Origin of the sequence: Cohnella sp. 56 (genome assembly GCF_037963805.1) — a bacterium.
Lineage (GTDB): Bacteria > Bacillota > Bacilli > Paenibacillales > Paenibacillaceae > Cohnella.
In genome coordinates this window covers 295,218-312,943 of the sequence record NZ_JAZDQE010000007.1, presented here as the reverse complement: position 1 = coordinate 312,943, position 17,726 = coordinate 295,218, and the positions used below count along the sequence as shown (strand labels likewise).

Sequence of the window (17,726 nt, the reverse complement as noted above, 5' to 3'; positions counted from 1 at the left end):
ACATGTGCATGAGTTGTGCATAGGTCTGATCGTTATTCACGTTAAAAAAGCGATGGGATTGTCCACAGTGGATAACGCACGATCCGCGTTCAGACCAGATTCTTGATCTTCTCTGTCAGACTGCCGACGATCTTGTACAGCTCGGCGTCGACCTTCAGCTGCTGGCTGATCTTCTCGTGCGCATGGATAACGGTCGTATGGTCTCTACCGCCGAAGTTGTCCCCGATCTTGGGCAGCGAATAGTCCGTCAGTTCGCGTGACAGATACATGGCGATCTGACGCGGGAAGGCGACGGCCTTGGTCCGCTTGCGCGCCTTGAAGTCCTCCAGCTTGAGCCCGTAGAACTCGCCCACGCGCTGCTGGATATCCTGAATGGTGATGAGACGGTTGCGGCCGGTCGGCAAAATGTCCTTGAGCGCCTCCGCCGCCAGATGCGTGGAGACGTCCTGGTTCGTCAGCGACGAATAGGCGACGATCCGGATCAGCGCGCCCTCAAGCTCGCGAATGTTCGAATCGATCATGTTGGCGATGTACACCATCGCTTCGTTCGGTATGTCCAGATTCTCCGCCTTCGCCTTCTTGCGGAGAATGGCGATGCGCGTCTCCAGGTCCGGCGGCTGGATGTCCGTGATGAGGCCCCACTCGAAGCGGGATCGCAGGCGCTCCTCGAGCGTCGGAATCTCCTTGGGCGTGCGGTCACTGGAGATGATGATCTGCTTGCTCTCCTCGTGCAGCGCGTTGAAGGTGTGGAAAAACTCCTCCTGCGTGCCGTCCTTGCCTGCCAGGAACTGAATATCGTCGATCAGCAGCACGTCAATATTCCGGTACTTGTTGCGGAAGCTCTCGCCGCGGTTGTCCCGGATCGCGTTGATGAATTCGTTGGTGAACTTCTCGGAAGATATGTAGAGCACCTTCGAAGACGGATTATGTTCCAAAATGTAATGGCCGATGGCGTGCATCAGGTGAGTCTTGCCGAGTCCGACGCCTCCATAGAGGAAAAGCGGGTTGTAAGCCTTGGCCGGCGCTTCGGCGACCGCGAGCGAAGCGGCATGCGCGAACCGGTTGCCGGCGCCGATGACGAATGTATCGAATGTGTACTTCGGATTGAGCATATGACCGACGGGCTCTTCGGGTCCCGCGTTCTTGATCACCGGTACGGCCGGGAACGCTGCGGGCGGTTCGGGCGGCCGGAACTCCTCGATCGCGAAGCGGACCTCTACCGGATGGTTCAAATAATCGGAGAGCGTCGAAGAGACGAGCTTCTTGTATCTGTTCTCCAGCCATTCCGCCGCAAAGGTGGTGGGAGCAGTTACAACAACGGTCTCGTCATTAAGGAAGCTCGCTTTGGTGGCTTTGAACCACGTATCGTAACTCGGTTTGCTTAATTTTGTCTGGATGACCGACAAGACCTGCTGCCAGATCTCGTGATTGCGGCTGTCCACATGGAGTCACTCCTTTAACCCGTCAAGCGGACAAGAGGGAGGGCGGCGATGTCGAAGGATGTCCTTTGCAACAAGTTATCCACACAATTCCTCTTTATTCTTTAGCGAGATGTCCATAAGAAGGGATTTTGTTCACAGATTTATACACAGGCTGTTAATAATATGGGGTGTATCTTTCGTTATCCACGTCGGATGGGTGAGATTATCATAGCAGAAGAACCCGCTCAGTTCAACGGATTTCGCCCTGTTATCCACATTTTCAATAACTTGTGGATGAATTCTGTGCACAACACAAGATATTGTTGATATTCTGTGCGGAGTTTCGACAAATTCAGATATGAGTCTTTTTTCTCTCCCTTTTTATGCACATGTGAATATCTTCCGATTCGGTCCGCCGTTGATTTCGTTGACTTTGGAGCCCGCTTATGGTTTAATGAATGGACATATGAGTTCTTTTTGTAAGGAGGTATCAAGAAGTGGGACCGACATTTAAGCCGAACGTCAGCAAGCGCAAAAAGGTACACGGATTCCGCAGCCGGATGAGCTCGAAGAACGGACGCAAGGTTCTCGCCGCTCGCCGCCAAAAAGGCCGCAAAGTACTGTCCGCTTAAGGATAAAGACCACGTCAGGTGGTCTTTTTTCATGTATATACGTTTTTCCGCCTCCATATATAGGCGCAATCCGCTCCGGCGACGAGGGATGAGGATGGAGAGAAAGCTGCGGCTGAGGAACAAAGAGGACTTCAGCCGAATCTATAGGCAAGGCAGGTCGTTCGCGAATTCGCAGTTCGTCGTCTACTGGCGGCGCAAGCCGGAGCCGGGCCAGTACCGTCTGGGCATCTCCGTGAGCAGCAAGCTGGGCGGCGCCGTCGTGCGCAACCGGATGCGGCGCATGATCAAGGAGATCGTGCGGCACAACGGGTCCCGTATCGTGGAAGGCACGGATTTGATTCTGATCGTGCGCAAGCCCGCGCTCGCGCTTCCTTATATAGAGATGGAGAGAAGCGTGCTTCACGTGCTGCGCAAGGCCGGCCTGATCAAGGGCTCGACGCCGCCTCCGCCGCAGGATGGCAGGCCGCCCCGGACAGGGTCCGGCGGAGGCAGGCCGAAGACGCGAAGCGGCGCCCCGCGCGCTTTTCATTGCTAATAATCTTATGGTATAGTTGACTTGTGTTTGCTTAGAAATTAAACGGATCAGCCCCTCGATTCGGGGACGGCGAGTTCGTTGGCACGTTTCCCGAATCGGCTTCGAAGTCACAGCTCCACCCGGTGGAGTTATTTTAGAGGGGAGTTTTGAGGTTTGTTGTTGCGCAATCGCAAATTATGGCTGGTCTCCGGCATGCTGGTCACCTTGATGGTCTTCCTGTCGGGCTGTACGCCGCCTTCAACGAGGAAGACAACTCAAGATCTCGCCGATAGCCACGGCTGGTGGGATAGCAACGTCGTTTACTGGTTCTCGCTCATGCTGGACAAGTTCGCCAAGTTTTTCGGAGGCGAATACGGCCTCGCAATTTTGCTGCTCGTGATCATCGTCCGGACGATCATCCTGCCGCTCATGATCAAGCAGTACAAGAGTACGAAGGCAATGCAGAAGCTGCAGCCGCAGATGAAGGAAATTCGCGAGAAGTACAAGGACGACACCCGCAAGCAGCAGGAAGAGATGATGAAGCTCTACCAGGAGCATCAGGTCAACCCGCTGGCCGGCTGCTTCCCGCTGATTATCCAGATGCCGATCTTCATCGCGCTGTATCGCGCCATTACCGTCAACGCCAACGTTTACGAGCATACATTCCTGTGGCTCCAGCTTGGCAAGCCGGACAAGTTCTACATTCTCCCGGTCATCGCCGCGCTGACCACCTTCGTTCAATCGAAGATGATGCAGTCGCAGCAGCCGCAGCAGATGGGCGCGATGAAGGGCCTGATGCTGATCTTCCCGGTGCTGATCTTCGTCATGGCGCTGTCGTTCCCGGCCGCGCTCCCGCTGTACTGGATCTATAGCAATATCTACACGATCACGCAGAACTATTTCATGTATGGACGCAAAGCCGAGCCGCAAGGCAACGGCAAGGAGGCCATCGCAGATGAAAAAGGTCGAAGCAACCGGAAAGTCGGTGGAGGAAGCGGTAAGAAAAAGCCTCGCCACTCTCGGGGTAAGTGAGGATCGCGTCAAGGTAACCGTGCTCGAGCAGCCCAGCAAGGGGCTGTTCGGGCTGATCGGCGCCAAGGAAGCCCGGGTGCAGCTTGAGCTGCTGCCGGACGGCATCGATCATGCGGTCGCTTTTCTCCGCGAAGTCACCGACGCCATGCATTCGACCGTCGAGATCGAGCGGGACGACGGATCGGACGAAGTATCGATCAATCTGACCGGCTCGAATCTCGGCATGCTGATCGGTCGCAGAGGGCAGACGCTCGACGCGCTTCAGTATCTGGCCAACATCGTCGCGAACCGGCATTCCGACCGTCATCTGCGCATCGTGCTCGATGCCGAGCAGTTCCGGCAGCGCCGGCGGCAGACGCTCGAGTCGCTGTCCGAGCGGATGGCGCAGCGCGCAGTGCGCACGAGGAAGGACATCGTGCTCGAGCCGATGAGCGCCTCCGAGCGCAAGATCATCCACGCGAAGCTCCAGGGTCACCCCCATGTCCGTACGTACAGTCAAGGCGATGAACCGAACCGCTGCGTCGTCATTGCTATCAAGTGAATGAATGTGAAGCGCAATGGCTTGCAGATGCAAGCAACCATTGCGTTTTTTGTTTATGGCAGGTTACGGGGATTTTATCAGCATACCGTTAAATGAGGGAACAATATGAACGAGGATACGATTGCGGCGGTGGCGACGGCGCTCGGTGAGGGCAGCATCGCCGTCGTTCGCGTGAGCGGACCGGAAGCGATAGACAAGGTGGCGCCGCTGTTCAAGTCGCGGGAGGACTTGCGGCGGGTGTCGACGCATACCGTTCACTATGGGTGGATTCGCGATCCGGAGAGCGGGAGCGTGCTCGACGAGGTGCTCGTCACCGTGATGCGGGGGCCGCGCTCCTTCACAGCCGAGGATGTGGTGGAGATCAGTACGCATGGCGGCATCGTCGCCGTGCAGTCCGTGCTGGAGCTCATTGTGCGCAGCGGCGTCCGGATGGCCGAGCCTGGCGAATTCACCAAGCGCGCCTTCCTGAACGGCCGGATCGATCTTGCGCAGGCAGAGGCGGTCATCGACCTGATCCGGTCGAAGTCCACGCGCGCCTTTCAGGTCGCGCGCAAGCAGGCGGAGGGTGCGCTGTCGAAGCGGCTCGTGCCGCTGAAGGAGCAGCTGATCGAGCTGCTCGCGCATGTCGAGGTCAATATCGATTATCCGGAGCATGACGTCGCCGAGGTGACGGCAGGCGTCATCCGAGAGCATTGCGGCGCGGTGCTCCGGCAGGTGGAGACGCTGCTGCGGACTGCGGCGGAGGGCAAGGTGCTGCGCGAAGGCATCGTGACGGCCATCGTCGGCAGACCGAATGCGGGCAAGTCTTCGCTGCTGAATGCGCTGGTCAAGGAGAATCGCGCGATCGTGACCGATATACCGGGTACGACGCGCGATATCGTCGAGGAGTCGGTGACGCTGTCGGGCATTCCGCTGCGGCTGCTCGATACGGCGGGCATCCGCGAGACGGAGGATGTCGTCGAGCGGATCGGCGTGGAGAGGTCCCGCGGTGCGCTCGGCGACGCGGATCTGATCTTGCTCGTGCTGAGCCGCAGCGAGTCGCTGCACGAGGAGGAGAGGCGGCTGCTCGCGGAGCTGAGAGATCGCCCGGCCATCGTCATCCTGAACAAGATGGACCTGGATGCGCAGCTGGAGGAGCAGGAGATCCGCGGACTGTATCCGCCGGAGCGGATCGTCACGCTGTCGGCCAAGGAAGGCGAGGGACTGGAGGATCTGGAGCGCGCCGTCTCCAGATTGTTCCTGAGCGGCGGGATCGAATCCGCGGATGTGACGTATGTGAGCAACGTGCGCCACATCGCCCTGCTTCACGCAGCGGCGCGTTCGCTGGGAGACGCGATCGAGGGCGCAGAGCAAGGGCTGCCGGTCGATCTGATCCAGATCGACATCGCGGCGGCATGGGAGTCGCTCGGTGAGATTGTGGGCGACACGGCTTCCGAATCGCTGCTCGATCAGATATTTTCTAAATTCTGCTTAGGCAAATAAATATTTACATTCACATTAAGGAGTTGATCCACAATGGGATATATAGCAGGCGAATACGACGTCATCGTCGTGGGCGCCGGTCATGCAGGCGTGGAGGCGGCACTGGCTGCCGCGCGCATGGGCTGCGAGACGCTGCTGCTGACGATTAATCTGGATATGATCGCCTTCATGCCGTGCAATCCGTCCGTAGGCGGGCCGGCCAAGGGACATGTCGTCCGCGAGATCGATGCGCTCGGCGGTGAGATGGGGCGCAATATCGACAAGACCTTTATTCAGATGCGGATGTTGAACACGGGCAAGGGACCTGCGGTCCATGCGCTGCGCGCACAGGCCGACAAGTTCCTGTATCAGCATGCGATGAAGGAGACGATCGAGCGCGAGGAGAAGCTGACGCTCCGCCAGGGCATGGCCGAGGAACTGATCGTAGAGGATGGCGTATGCCGCGGCGTCGTGACGAAGACGGGTGCCGAATATCGATCCAAGACCGTCGTCATCACGACGGGCACCTATCTGCGCGGCAAGGTCATTATGGGCGAGCTGATGTACGAGAGCGGCCCGAACAACCAGCAGCCGTCGGTGAAGCTGTCCGAGTCGCTGCGCACGCACGGGCTCAAGCTCGTCCGCTTCAAGACGGGCACACCGCCGCGCGTGCATCGCGATACGATCGACTTCTCCAAGACGGAGATTCAGCCGGGCGACGAGCGGCCCAAGTATTTCTCCTACGAGACGGAGTATTCCGAGCGGGCCGGGGAGCAGCTGCCATGCTGGCTCACCTACACGTCCGAGGAGACGCACAAGATCATCAACGACAATCTGCATCGCGCGCCGATGTTCTCGGGCGCGATCGAGGGGACGGGTCCTCGCTATTGCCCCTCTATCGAGGACAAGATCGTCCGCTTCGCCGACAAGCCGAAGCATCAGATCTTCCTGGAGCCGGAAGGCGCGAATACGAAGGAATATTATGTCCAAGGTCTGTCGACGAGTATGCCGGAGGATGTACAGCTGCAGATTCTGCGCTCCATCCCCGGACTCGAGCAGGTCGAGATGATGCGCACCGGGTATGCGATCGAATACGATGCAGTCGTGCCTACGCAGCTGTGGCCGTCGCTGGAGACGAAGATTATCTCCGGGCTGTTCACCGCCGGACAGATCAACGGCACCTCCGGTTATGAAGAGGCCGCCGGACAAGGCATTATGGCCGGTATCAATGCCGCACGCAAGGCGCAGGACAAGGAGCCGGTCGTCATCGACCGTTCACAGGGCTATATCGGCGTCATGATCGACGATCTGGTCACCAAGGGCACGAACGAGCCGTACCGTCTGCTCACCTCCCGTGCCGAATACCGTCTGCTTCTTCGCCACGACAATGCGGATCTGCGGCTCACGCCGCTCGGCAAGGAGATCGGTTTGATCTCGGATGACCGGTATACTTTGTTCCTGGACAAGAAGCAGAAGGTAGAGGCGGAACTGGCGCGTCTGAAGGAAGTCCGCATCAAGCCCGACGAGCAAACGCAGCAATTGCTGGCGGATCTCGGCTCGGCGCCGCTCCAGAACACCGTCGACGGCATCACGCTGCTGCGGCGTCCTGAAGTATCGTACGCACACATCGAGAGCATGTCGCCCTCTCCTGTGCCGCTGTCCGACGATATGAAGGAGCAGGTGGAGATTCAAGTCAAGTACACCGGTTATATTGAAAAGCAGCTCGCACAGGTGGAGAAGCTGTCCAAGATGGAGAAAAAGCGGATTCCGGACGATATCGATTATGCCGCTGTCCATGGCCTGGCGACGGAAGCCAAGCAAAAGCTGCATCAGATCCGGCCGTTGAACATCGGTCAGGCATCGCGTATCTCGGGCGTGACTCCCGCCGATCTGTCCATCCTGCTCGTGCACCTCGAGCATTACAACCGCGTGACAGCGGCACGGAGCAGCTAATGGCCGATGAACTGCAGCAATGGTTCAGAGATCGCGTCGGTGCGGACTTCGGGATTGAGCTGACGGACGGTCAACTCGATCAATACGAAGCCTATTATCGACTACTGGTCGAGTGGAACGAAAAGATGAATCTGACGGGAATTACGGAGCGCGGGGCGGTCTACGAAAAGCACTTCTACGATTCCCTGACGCTAGCGTTAATTCCGGAGGCCCTTCAGGCTGCTTCGCTGGCGGATATCGGAGCGGGGGCCGGATTTCCCTCGATCCCGTTCAAGATTGCGATGCCGGCGATCGAGGTGACGATCGTCGATTCGCTTGCCAAGCGAATCCGGTTCTTGCAGACGGTCGTAGATGAGTTAGACCTCCAGCACGTCCGGCTCGTTCATGGCAGGGCGGAGGACATCGGCCGCCTCTCGGACCATCGCGATCGCTATGATCTCGTCACGGCGCGCGCAGTAGCCCGGCTTGCCGGGTTGAGCGAGCTTTGTCTGCCCTTTGTGAAGCGCGGCGGCTGCTTCGTGTCCATGAAGGGATCGGACAATGCGGACGAGATTCAGGAGAGCGGCAAGGCGATTCGCCTGTTGCGATCGGAGCTCAAGTATACGCGGGAATTATCGCTGCCCTTGGAGAATTCGGCTCGCCAGCTGATCGTGATCGACAAGCTGGCGGCCACACCGAAGGAGTATCCTCGCAAGGCCGGGATTCCTCTTAAGCAGCCTCTGATATGAAATATGTTCCACGTGAAACAAAATTGCCACATTTTCGTGTTTCACGTGGAACAAATAAGTCTACTAACCGACGAAACTCTTTTCAAGAGAAGGATTCAGGCGTACAATAGAGAATATAAATAGTAATACAAATCGTCGTGCCGCATATGCGCCTCGAAGGCGTGAAATGGCGGCGCTTTTTTCGTCGCTTGAGGTCGGATAAGGCTGTAGTCTGCCTTGCAAAGGCAAATATGCCGACAATATCGGTTTTCTGGCAATGGGTGCTCCATGCATTCGTGCTGGGTTTGCGCGCTGCACTTCTATCAATGGTTGTGGCTAGTAAGTAGAAGTACCGGAAACTCATTACAGATGAACGTGGTGGGATAGAAGAATGAGAGAACCGTTATCTCGCTTGTTCGGCTTGTCCGAACGGAGCGGCCAGGAAGAAGTTCGGCAGATCGCCGTAGCGGATATCGTCCCGAGCCCCTATCAACCCCGGTCCGTCTTCGATGATGACCGGATCGACGAGCTATGTCAGACGATCAAGACGCTCGGCGTCATTCAGCCGATCGTGGTTCGCGTACGCGAAGGCAAGTACGAGCTAATAGCGGGAGAACGACGCTGGCGTGCGGTCACGAAGCTTGGTATGGAGCATATCCCGGCAATCGTACGCGAGATTAACGATTCGCAGGCGGCTTCGATGGCGCTGATCGAGAACCTTCAGCGCGAGGGCTTGACTGCAATCGAAGAGGCTGTCGCGTATCAGAAGCTGATCGATCTGCATCAACTGACACAGGAGAGCTTGGCGCAGCGTCTGGGCAAGAGCCAGTCTACGATTGCGAACAAGATTCGTCTGCTGCAGCTGGGTGACACGGTCAAGCTGGCCCTGATGGAGCGCAAGATAACGGAAAGACATGCCCGCGCGATGCTGGCGCTGCCGACAGAAGAAATGCAGGACAAGCTGCTGCAGGAGATTATCGAAAAGGAACTCAACGTTAAGCAGACCGAAACGCGGGTAGCGTTTCTGTTGGAGGCCAGCAAGCCGGCCAAGACGCGGCGCATTTCCTTTTCCAAAGATATACGTCTCGCGATCAATACGATTCGTCAATCGGTCGATATGGTGACCGGCTCCGGCATTCCGATCAAATCGAGCGAACGGGAGCTGGACGATCATATCGAGATCGTCATCACGATTCCCAAGAAAAATAACAATGGTCCAGGTCAGTAAGTAAATCGATAAACAGCAGTAAGGCGGCTGACGATGAGGTGAACGGGTTGTCCAAAATTATTGCCATTGCCAATCAAAAGGGCGGTGTCGGCAAGACGACAACGGCTGTCAACCTTGGCGCATGTCTGTCCACGCTGGGACGTAAAGTTCTGATTGTGGATATTGACGCGCAAGGCAACACGACAAGCGGTGTCGGCATTAGCAAAGCCGATGTGGAATATTGCATCTATGACATATTAATCAACGAGATCCACCCCAAACAGGCGATTGTGGATACGGCTCTGCCGAATCTGAAGCTCATACCGGCGACGATCCAGCTCGCCGGCGCCGAGATCGAGCTGGTGCCGACGATCTCCAGGGAGGTCAGGTTGAAAAAAGCGCTCGCCATGGTGAGAAGCGAATTCGACTACATTCTGATCGATTGCCCTCCCTCGCTCGGCATTTTGACGATCAACTCGCTGACGGCATCCGATTCGGTCATCATCCCGATTCAATGCGAATATTATGCGCTGGAGGGTTTAAGCCAGCTGCTGAATACGATACGTCTCGTCCAGAAGCATCTTAATACGTCGCTGCAGATTGAAGGCGTGCTGCTAACGATGTTCGACGCGCGTACCAATCTGGGCATTCAGGTGATCGAGGAAGTCAAAAAATACTTTCAACAGAAGGTATACCAGACGGTCATACCACGCAACGTGCGTCTAAGTGAGGCGCCGTCGCACGGTCAATCGATCATCACATACGATCCAAGATCCAAAGGGGCCGAGGTTTATCTCGAGCTGGCGAAGGAAGTGATTACGTATGAGCAAGCGGCTAGGTAAAGGGCTGGATGCCCTCATTACGTCTCTGTCCATCAAGGAAGACGATAAAATCGTAGAGATTCCTCTGGCGCAGCTGCGTGCGAATCCGTACCAACCGCGCAAAACATTCGACGACGAAGCGATTAAAGAATTGGCCGAGTCGATTCGCGAACATGGCGTCATCCAACCGATCATCGTGCGTACGGCCCTCAGAGGCTTCGAGATCATCGCAGGCGAGCGCCGCTTCCGCGCCTCGCAGCTGCTCAACAATCCGACGATACCCGCGGTCGTACGAGCATATAGCGACCAGCAGGTCATGGAGATTGCGCTGATCGAGAACGTGCAGCGTGAGGATCTGAATGCAATCGAAGTGGCCATTGCTTACCAGTCGATCATGAACCAATTTGCTCTGACGCAAGAGGAGCTGTCGCTCAAGGTCGGCAAATCGCGTTCGCATATCGCCAACTTCTTGCGATTGCTGGCATTGCCGGATGAGATCAAGGATCATGTTTCACGTGGAACATTGTCGATGGGCCATGCGCGCGCACTCGCAGGCATCAAGGAAGAGACGAAGCGCAAAGAACTGGCGAAGCAAACGCTGTCCAACAACTGGAGCGTACGCGAGCTGGAAAACGCCGTGCAGCAGATGGACGCAGTCGTCAAAGGCAAAACGATTAAGGCGAAAGCCAAAAAGCGCGATCCGTACATCGAGGAGATCGAGGAGACGCTGCGCGAGAAGTTCCAGACGACGGTACGCATCAAGCCCAACAAAGACAAGGGCAGAATCGAGCTGGCTTATTACGGCAAGGGAGACCTCGAACGTCTCCTCGAGCTGCTGCAAGCGATAAAAGCATAACGCCATAGGTTGAAGGAAGGCAGGCTGCGATCGGCTCCGAGGCTCTGATCGTCGGCTTGCGGAATCTCCTGTGAACCTCATGCGGCTCCGCCCCGGACAAGCGGGCGGGGCTGTTTTTATTATAAGCCTGAGAGATTGAAACGAGGCGGAGACGAATGAACGATAAACATCCGATCTATCTGGATAATGCAGCGACGTCATGGCCGAAGCCGCCAGGGGTGCAGGAAGCGATGGAGCGTGCCATGCGGGAGGCTGCGGCCAACCCGGGACGCGGCAGTCACGATATGGCGGTGAAGGCGAGCAGGGTATTGTTTGAAGGACGCAAGACGCTCGCCAAGCTGTTCCGGATCGCCAACCCGAACGACATTGCCTTCACGCTGAATACGACGCATGCGTTGAACCAGGCGATCGTGGGATTGCTGAAGCCGGGCGACCATGTCGTGACGACGGCATTGGAGCACAATTCGGTCCGCAGGCCGCTCGAGGCATTAAAAAGACGGCTGGGGATCGATATCACGTATGTGCCGGTGGATGCGGCGGGCGTGTTGAGTCTGAATGCAGTCAAGCAAGCGATTCGGCCGTCGACCAGGCTCATCGCCATATCTCACAGCTCGAACCTGCTGGGCACGATTGCGCCCGTAGGCGAGATCGGCGAGATTGCGAAGGCGGCCGGGGTCCCGCTGCTCGTGGATGCCGCCCAGAGCGCAGGGGTATTGGAGATCGACGTAGGGGCGATGAACATCGACCTGCTCGCCTTTCCCGGGCATAAAGGATTGATGGGCCCGCAGGGAACGGGCGGACTGTATATACGCCCCGACCTGGATCTGGAGCCTCTCATGCACGGGGGCACGGGAAGCCGCTCAGAATCGCCTGAGCAGCCCTCGGCCAGGCCGGATAGGTATGAGGCAGGCACGCCCAATACAGTAGGCATAGCGGGCCTCACAGAGGGCGTACGATTCGTGCTAGGGGAGACGGTGAGCCGGATACATGCCAGGGAGCTTGAGCTGACGCGCGAGCTGATGGCAGGCTTGCTGGAGTTCCCTGGCATTCGCATCCTGGGGCCCGGCATCGAGCAAGAGCGGACGGCGATCGTCTCCTTCACGATGGAGGGCATCGATCCGTCGGAGATGGCCTTCATCCTCGACCGGCAATTCGGGATTGCCGTGCGGGCGGGGTTCCACTGCACGCCGCTCGGCCACGAGAGCATGGGGACGACGGAGACCGGTGCCGTGCGGGCAAGCCCGGGATATTATACGGCGCATTCGGATATCGTATCTATGTTAAACGCCGTGCGGGAGATCGGAGATACGTTGAGAGCCTAGAATCGCAGAGCAAACAGAGCAGCCGACAGCGGCGGACCAACGGTCAGCAGGCAGCATGCGGCAGGCAACGGTCAGCAGGCGATAGACGGCAGGTAACAAGCAACAAGTAACAAGCGACAAGCGACAAGCAATAGAGTCAGGCAACTGACGATGAGCTAGAGGCATCAAAAAGCCCGGCGACGCCGGGTGGAGCGGGGGAGACATTCAAGGTGAACGGCATGGACGAAGACGTTGTACTGGCGGCGCTGGGAGGCGCCGGCCTTTTCATAGTGATCCTGATGATCTGGGTCATTGTGCTGAGCGTCAAACTATCGAGAATCGCAAGGGCGCAGCGCCGCATGATCGGAGAGACGGGGGTGCCGCAGCTCGAGGACGTGCTGGCCAGGGTTCACGCCGATGTCTCGAACGTCGAGCGCAAGCAGGCGGAGCAGGACGCGAAGCTGGCTGCGCAAGGAAAACGCCTCGCTGCGCTCAAAGGGCGTGTAGGCGTTCACCGGTTCAATGCGTTTGCCGACCAGGGCGGCGAGATCAGCTTCTCGGTCGCAATCGTGAACGAGGAGCAGGACGGCGTCGTCCTCACCGGCATCCATAGCCGCGAGCAGACATTCCTGTACGCGAAGCCGCTGAACAGGGGAGAATCGAGCTTCCAGCTCACGCCGGAGGAGAAGACCGCGATCAATCTGGCAACGCAAAAGGAATAGCCGCTTCGCGGAAATTGCGGATGGCGGTAGAGACGCAGCCGGCGATGATGTCGGCCATCTTCACAACCAGGTTCAGTCTCGTATTCTGGAGGACGAAGTACTCCATGAATCCGCCGACGTTAACGATTCCTGTCATATGGATATCTCCGACAGGGGGCAGATCCTTGTTCACGCCGGCGCCGGGACGGACCGGGCCCGAGGCGAGGTGGATGCAGCCGACGCTGGCGACTTGTCCGAGGCAAGCGTCGATCGCGATGACATACGGACGCTTGACGCTCCGCATGATCTTGTAGAGCGTCTCGCTCAGATTCATCGCATGTACGGGCTCGTCGAGCGTGCCGTACAGGTCGAATAAACCGTGCGAATGGCGCGCCAGCGACGTGCCTACGAGCGGACCCAGCGCATCCCCGGTAGACCTGTCGGTGCCGACGCAGACGACAACGATCTGCCGGTCGGAGGGGAGGCGCAACAGCTCCCGCGTGAGCCGTTCGGACAGCCGCTGCATGACGGCAGGTTCGTTGTAGGGTATTTTCAGAGAGAGCGCTGCCGCTTCCGGCGCATAGCCGGCCCTTTTATCCCAAGCGCCATTCATTCGTCCGCTTCGCCTCCTCCATGGAATAGTAGTAGTATATGGACGAGAGGCCGTATTTATACTTGTTCGAGGGACAAGCTAGGCTAGCAGCTCCGAAGGTTGCGAGAAGAGGGAGACAGCTATGGAACCGTTGCTCATCGCGTTCGATTCTACGCAGCAGGCGCTCCGTGCCGAGATGCTGCTGGAATACGCGGACATCGATATCGATATCAGGCCGACGCCCAAGGAGATTACGGCAGGGTGTGCGCTGTCGATCGAATTCCCGCAGGATTCGCTCGAAGCAGTGAAGCAGATCATCGCCGACGAACGGGTCGAGATCCGCGGTCTGTTCGGCCGCGGGCCGGCAGGCTATGAACAGCTCGCATGAGGAGGGATGGATGATGATCGGGTCTCAACAGTTCTATTATCTGGCGGAAGAAGCGATTGAAAAAAAACTGACGCTGTGGGAACAATTTCTGGACGACATCTGGACCTCGGTTAGCGATACCCACATGTGGATAGGTGTGCTGAAGGTCGTGCTGCGCATTCTGGTTATCCTCATCGTCAGCCGGATCATCCGCATCGTGGTGAATCGTATCATCGATAATGTGATGAATCCGAGCGCGTCCAAGCGTCTGAAGCTCAGAACACGGCGTGTGCAAACTGTAGGCAAGCTGCTCAAAAATGCGACGACCTATATTATCAACTTTATCGTGCTGCTGCTTATTCTGAACGAATTCAATATTAACCTGGCGCCGCTGCTGGCGGGAGCGGGCGTGATCGGACTCGCTATCGGCTTCGGCGCTCAGAGTCTGGTCAAGGATGTCATCACCGGCTTCTTCGTCATCCTGGAGGATCACTTCTCCGTCGGCGACGTGATCGAGGTTGGCGGCAAGTTCAAAGGGACGGTCGAGATGATCGGTCTTCGCGCGACGCGCATCCGCAGCTGGACGGGGGAAGTCTATATTCTGCCGAACGGCAATATATCGGACGTGACCAACTATTCGGTCAACAACGTACTCGCCGTGGTGGATGTGTCCGTGGCCGCGACCGAGAATCTGGAGCATATGGCCGATATCGTGCGGGGCGTGGCCGCCAAGTTCGAAGATCCGAATATCGTGAACAAGGCCGATTATCTCGGCATTCAGACGCTTAGCGCGAGCGATGTGATCCTGCGTCTGACGGTGCTGTGTCGGGCCAATACGCAGGCGGCCGTCTCCCGGCATCTCAATGCGGAGGTTAAGAAAGCGTTCGAAGCTGCGGGCAATCCGCGATATTACGCAGTCGATGCCATGGAGAGGGCGGGGAGTTAAAAGTGGTGGAGAGGAAGGAATTCGGACTCGGCGACATCGTGCAGATGAAGAAGCAGCATCCGTGCGGCGCCAATGAGATGGAGATCATCCGGATGGGGATGGACATCCGGATCAAGTGCGTGAAGTGCAAGCACAGCATCCTGCTGCCCCGCGCGAAGTTCGAGAAAAGCATGAAAAAACTGCTTCAGGCAGCCCCGCGCGAGCATGCAGAAAATGATCAAAAAGATCAGGACGACTAGTTGCAAGTTGTCCAATCCTGTGATATGATATTCCTTGCTGCGGAGAGGTACCCAAGTGGTCCAAGGGGGTTGACTCGAAATCATCTAGGCGTCGCAAGGCGTGCGTGGGTTCGAATCCCACCCTCTCCGCCATACATAAGCATACAAGCGGCTCTCGCGAAGAGCTGCTTTTTTGTTTGCTCCGAAGAAGCCCGCGGCTTGCTTATCTGGCTTCGATCCGCACGACTGCGGCAGCGCCATCAGGGCCCCGACAACTCTCCAAGTCGTCGGGGCCCTGTGCGATGTCTGCCAGAAAAAATTAACGTCGCAGCGGAAATATCTCGATGCGGCAATCCGGGTCAATCGTGCGTGCGATCCGAGCCAGCTGAACGGCTTCAATGCGGAAGACTGGGTAGCCTGACGTATCGCCGGATATCCAGATCCGCTCGAGGCGAAGCTCCGATGAGATCGCCGCATGGACGGCTGCCGATCTGCGGCTCGTCACACATGCGATCCTCGATAGAGACAGGCCGAGCGTGCGGCCGAAGGATACTCCCATTCTAGCTTCCATATCGCTCCTCCTCCATATCAATCGGGAATAAGGCGAGGCGTAACGTTCGATTGGATCAGGCGGCCTGATTATCCGCGGACCGGTTCCACTTGAAGATGCGGCTGAGCAGCTTGTGGATGCTCTTGGATTCCTTGGTCAAAAGCGGACCCAGGATCGCGAGAATCAGGACATACAACGCGGCGAAGGGCTGCAGAATGGCGAGCAGGCCGCCGGCCTTCGCCATATTGGCCATAATGATCGAGAATTCGCCGCGGGCGACGATGGTGAGGCCAATATTGGAGGAGGCCTTGCTCGACAAGCCCGCGCTGCGGCCCGCCAGCATTCCGGCGGCATAATTGCCGATCAGCGTGACGACTACGGCGCCCAGCGACAGCCAGAGCGCGTCTCCGAGCTGGAGGGGGTCGATCGTCAGGCCGAAGCTGAAAAAGAAGACGGCGCCGAAAAAGTCGCGGAACGGCATAATAAAGTGCTCGATTCGCTTGGCATGCTTGGTCTCCGCCAGCACGAGTCCGAACAGCAGGGCGCCGATCGCCTCGGCGACATGGATTGTCTCGGAGAAGCCGGCGACGAGGAACAGTCCGCCGAATACGACGAGCCCGAACAGCTCGTTGGAGCGTATATTCAGCACTTTGTTAAGCAGCGGCACGCACTTGCGGCCGACGGTCAGCATGAAGAGCATAAAAGCGAAGGCGATGCCGGCGGAGCTGAGGACGCCCCATACGGACGAGGAGTCGCTGAGCACGAGTCCCGAAAGGATGGAGATGTAGACCGCGAGGAAGACATCTTCGAACATGATAATGCCGAGGATGAGCTCCGTCTCGGCATTGGCGGTACGCTTCAGATCGACGAGCACCTTGGCGACGATGGCAGTGGAGGAGATCGTTGTGATGCCGGCCATGACCAGCACCTCCTCGAGCGGGAAGCCCGTCACGAATCCGTATACGAGGCCGAGCGTGAAGTTGATCGCGATATAGATCGTTCCGCCGAAGGCGATCGACTTGCCCGATTTAAGCAGACGTCCGACGGAAAATTCCAGGCCGAGGTAGAACAGCAGGAACAACACGCCGAGCCTGCCCAGAAATTCGATCAGCGACGCGCTCTCGATGAAGCGGAAATCCAGGTGCCACAGCTTGAAAGAGTGCGGTCCCACCGCCATGCCGACGATGATATAAAACGGAATGACGGAGAAGCGGAGCTTGGCGGACACCAGGCCCGCGAGCGCGATGAGCGCGATCGCCAGGCCGATCTCAAGTACGAGATGGTTCATATTAGCCCTCCCCGCCTGCGAGAATACGCTTGAGCGCCCTTAGACTGTCACGCTCGCCGGCTGCGATCAGCATGCAGTCGGCGGTCAGCACAAACTCGGGGCCGGGCGTAATATGACTGCCGTGGTTTTTATCGACGACGGCCAGTACGGTCGCCCCGGTCCGCTGCCGGATCTCGAGTCCGCCGATGCTCGCGCCTACGCAGGGACTGCGGGCTTCGACTTTGTACCACTCGATGACCAGATCGCTAAGCGCGACCTCGATCGATTCGAGCAGGCGCGGCTTGTAGGTCATGCCACCGACGATAGCGGCGATCGACCGCGCCTCCTCGTCGTCAAGCGTGATCATGGAGATGCTGTCTTCGGGATCGTTATAGTCGAAGTGGTACAGCTCGCGGCGGCCGTCATCGTGGACGACGACGACCAGTCTGTCGCCGCTGCGCGTGATCATGCGATATTTACGGCCTACGCCGGGCAGATCCGTCTCACGGATATCCATAGGTCAACATCCTTTCTTTATAAAAACGAAATGGTGTACCGAAAATTGGGCAGCAGGAAAGAAAGACCGTCATTTTGGTCTTTTGCGAAGGGTCTTATGGCGTGAATGGTCTATTCAGCTCA

At 57.6% G+C, this 17,726-nt stretch carries 19 protein-coding genes, 1 tRNA gene and 1 pseudogene; 16 read left to right on the top strand and 5 right to left on the bottom strand.

The window, feature by feature from the left end; all coding sequences use genetic code 11:
• Positions 1–89: 89 nt before the first annotated feature.
• Entirely contained in the window at positions 90–1,442 is a 1,353-nt protein-coding gene (dnaA, locus tag VQ071_RS15105; protein ID WP_340514882.1) for a chromosomal replication initiator protein DnaA, read from the bottom strand.
• 476 nt (positions 1,443–1,918) lie between these two features.
• Between dnaA and rpmH the strand changes: the two genes are divergently transcribed.
• From rpmH to VQ071_RS15045, 12 genes and pseudogenes are all read left to right on the top strand, one after another.
• The gene (gene rpmH, locus VQ071_RS15100) at positions 1,919–2,053 is read left to right on the top strand and encodes a 50S ribosomal protein L34 (RefSeq protein ID WP_340514881.1); all 135 of its coding nucleotides are present in this window, start codon (positions 1,919–1,921) and stop codon (positions 2,051–2,053) included.
• 94 nt (positions 2,054–2,147) lie between these two features.
• Positions 2,148–2,489 (top strand): annotated as a pseudogene (gene rnpA / locus VQ071_RS15095) (ribonuclease P protein component); the annotation flags it as partial.
• Between the two features lie 291 nt (positions 2,490–2,780).
• On the top strand, positions 2,781–3,599 hold the full coding sequence (locus tag VQ071_RS15090) for a YidC/Oxa1 family membrane protein insertase (protein ID WP_340514906.1): 819 nt from the start codon (positions 2,781–2,783) through the stop codon (positions 3,597–3,599).
• Positions 3,523–4,140, top strand: a complete 618-nt coding sequence (gene jag, locus VQ071_RS15085) for an RNA-binding cell elongation regulator Jag/EloR (RefSeq protein WP_340514880.1) — start codon at positions 3,523–3,525, stop codon at positions 4,138–4,140. Before VQ071_RS15090 ends, jag begins: the two co-directional genes overlap by 77 nt.
• A 105-nt stretch (positions 4,141–4,245) precedes the next feature.
• Entirely contained in the window at positions 4,246–5,622 is a 1,377-nt protein-coding gene (gene mnmE, locus VQ071_RS15080) for a tRNA uridine-5-carboxymethylaminomethyl(34) synthesis GTPase MnmE (protein WP_340514879.1), read from the top strand.
• Positions 5,623–5,655: 33 nt separating this feature from the next.
• Entirely contained in the window at positions 5,656–7,554 is a 1,899-nt protein-coding gene (gene mnmG / locus VQ071_RS15075; protein ID WP_340514878.1) for a tRNA uridine-5-carboxymethylaminomethyl(34) synthesis enzyme MnmG, read from the top strand.
• A complete protein-coding gene (gene rsmG / locus VQ071_RS15070; protein ID WP_340514877.1) occupies positions 7,554–8,282 on the top strand; it encodes a 16S rRNA (guanine(527)-N(7))-methyltransferase RsmG in 729 nt (242 codons plus the stop codon). The genes mnmG and rsmG overlap by 1 nt, the downstream gene beginning before the upstream one ends.
• Positions 8,283–8,652: 370 nt before the next feature.
• Positions 8,653–9,489 carry a nucleoid occlusion protein gene (gene noc, locus VQ071_RS15065; RefSeq protein ID WP_340514876.1) on the top strand — a complete coding sequence of 279 codons (837 nt, stop codon included), beginning with the start codon at positions 8,653–8,655 and terminating at the stop codon, positions 9,487–9,489.
• Positions 9,490–9,536: 47 nt separating this feature from the next.
• A complete protein-coding gene (locus VQ071_RS15060) occupies positions 9,537–10,310 on the top strand; it encodes a ParA family protein (protein ID WP_340514875.1) in 774 nt (257 codons plus the stop codon).
• A complete protein-coding gene (locus VQ071_RS15055) occupies positions 10,291–11,145 on the top strand; it encodes a ParB/RepB/Spo0J family partition protein (protein WP_340514874.1) in 855 nt (284 codons plus the stop codon). The genes VQ071_RS15060 and VQ071_RS15055 overlap by 20 nt, the downstream gene beginning before the upstream one ends.
• Positions 11,146–11,300: 155 nt before the next feature.
• Complete coding sequence (locus VQ071_RS15050; RefSeq protein ID WP_340514873.1) at positions 11,301–12,467, top strand: aminotransferase class V-fold PLP-dependent enzyme; 1,167 nt, start codon at positions 11,301–11,303, stop codon at positions 12,465–12,467.
• A 218-nt stretch (positions 12,468–12,685) separates the two neighbouring features.
• Positions 12,686–13,168 carry a DUF4446 family protein gene (locus VQ071_RS15045; protein WP_340514904.1) on the top strand — a complete coding sequence of 161 codons (483 nt, stop codon included), beginning with the start codon at positions 12,686–12,688 and terminating at the stop codon, positions 13,166–13,168.
• Here VQ071_RS15045 and yyaC read toward each other — a convergent pair.
• On the bottom strand, positions 13,143–13,760 hold the full coding sequence (gene yyaC, locus VQ071_RS15040; RefSeq protein WP_340514872.1) for a spore protease YyaC: 618 nt from the start codon (positions 13,758–13,760) through the stop codon (positions 13,143–13,145). The genes VQ071_RS15045 and yyaC overlap by 26 nt on opposite strands.
• A 121-nt stretch (positions 13,761–13,881) precedes the next feature.
• Between yyaC and VQ071_RS15035 the strand changes: the two genes are divergently transcribed.
• The 4 genes from VQ071_RS15035 (at position 13,882) to VQ071_RS15020 (ending at position 15,423) form a co-directional block, all read left to right on the top strand.
• Positions 13,882–14,127 (top strand): DUF3343 domain-containing protein, encoded by a 246-nt coding sequence (locus VQ071_RS15035; protein ID WP_340514871.1) that lies wholly within the window; start codon positions 13,882–13,884, stop codon positions 14,125–14,127.
• A gap of 13 nt (positions 14,128–14,140) precedes the next feature.
• Complete coding sequence (locus VQ071_RS15030; protein WP_340514870.1) at positions 14,141–15,052, top strand: mechanosensitive ion channel family protein; 912 nt, start codon at positions 14,141–14,143, stop codon at positions 15,050–15,052.
• Between the two features lie 5 nt (positions 15,053–15,057).
• The gene (locus VQ071_RS15025) at positions 15,058–15,291 is read left to right on the top strand and encodes a DUF951 domain-containing protein (RefSeq protein WP_340514869.1); all 234 of its coding nucleotides are present in this window, start codon (positions 15,058–15,060) and stop codon (positions 15,289–15,291) included.
• Positions 15,292–15,332: 41 nt separating this feature from the next.
• A tRNA-Ser gene (locus VQ071_RS15020) sits at positions 15,333–15,423 on the top strand.
• 166 nt (positions 15,424–15,589) lie between these two features.
• Here VQ071_RS15020 and VQ071_RS15015 read toward each other — a convergent pair.
• From VQ071_RS15015 to VQ071_RS15005, 3 genes are read right to left on the bottom strand one after another with little or no spacing between them, the layout of a single operon-like run.
• Positions 15,590–15,841 carry a hypothetical protein gene (locus VQ071_RS15015; protein ID WP_340514868.1) on the bottom strand — a complete coding sequence of 84 codons (252 nt, stop codon included), beginning with the start codon at positions 15,839–15,841 and terminating at the stop codon, positions 15,590–15,592.
• Positions 15,842–15,896: 55 nt separating this feature from the next.
• Positions 15,897–17,108 carry a cation:proton antiporter gene (locus tag VQ071_RS15010; RefSeq protein WP_340514867.1) on the bottom strand — a complete coding sequence of 404 codons (1,212 nt, stop codon included), beginning with the start codon at positions 17,106–17,108 and terminating at the stop codon, positions 15,897–15,899.
• Position 17,109: 1 nt separating this feature from the next.
• Positions 17,110–17,604 carry a cation:proton antiporter regulatory subunit gene (locus VQ071_RS15005; protein WP_340514866.1) on the bottom strand — a complete coding sequence of 165 codons (495 nt, stop codon included), beginning with the start codon at positions 17,602–17,604 and terminating at the stop codon, positions 17,110–17,112.
• Positions 17,605–17,726 lie beyond the last annotated feature (122 nt).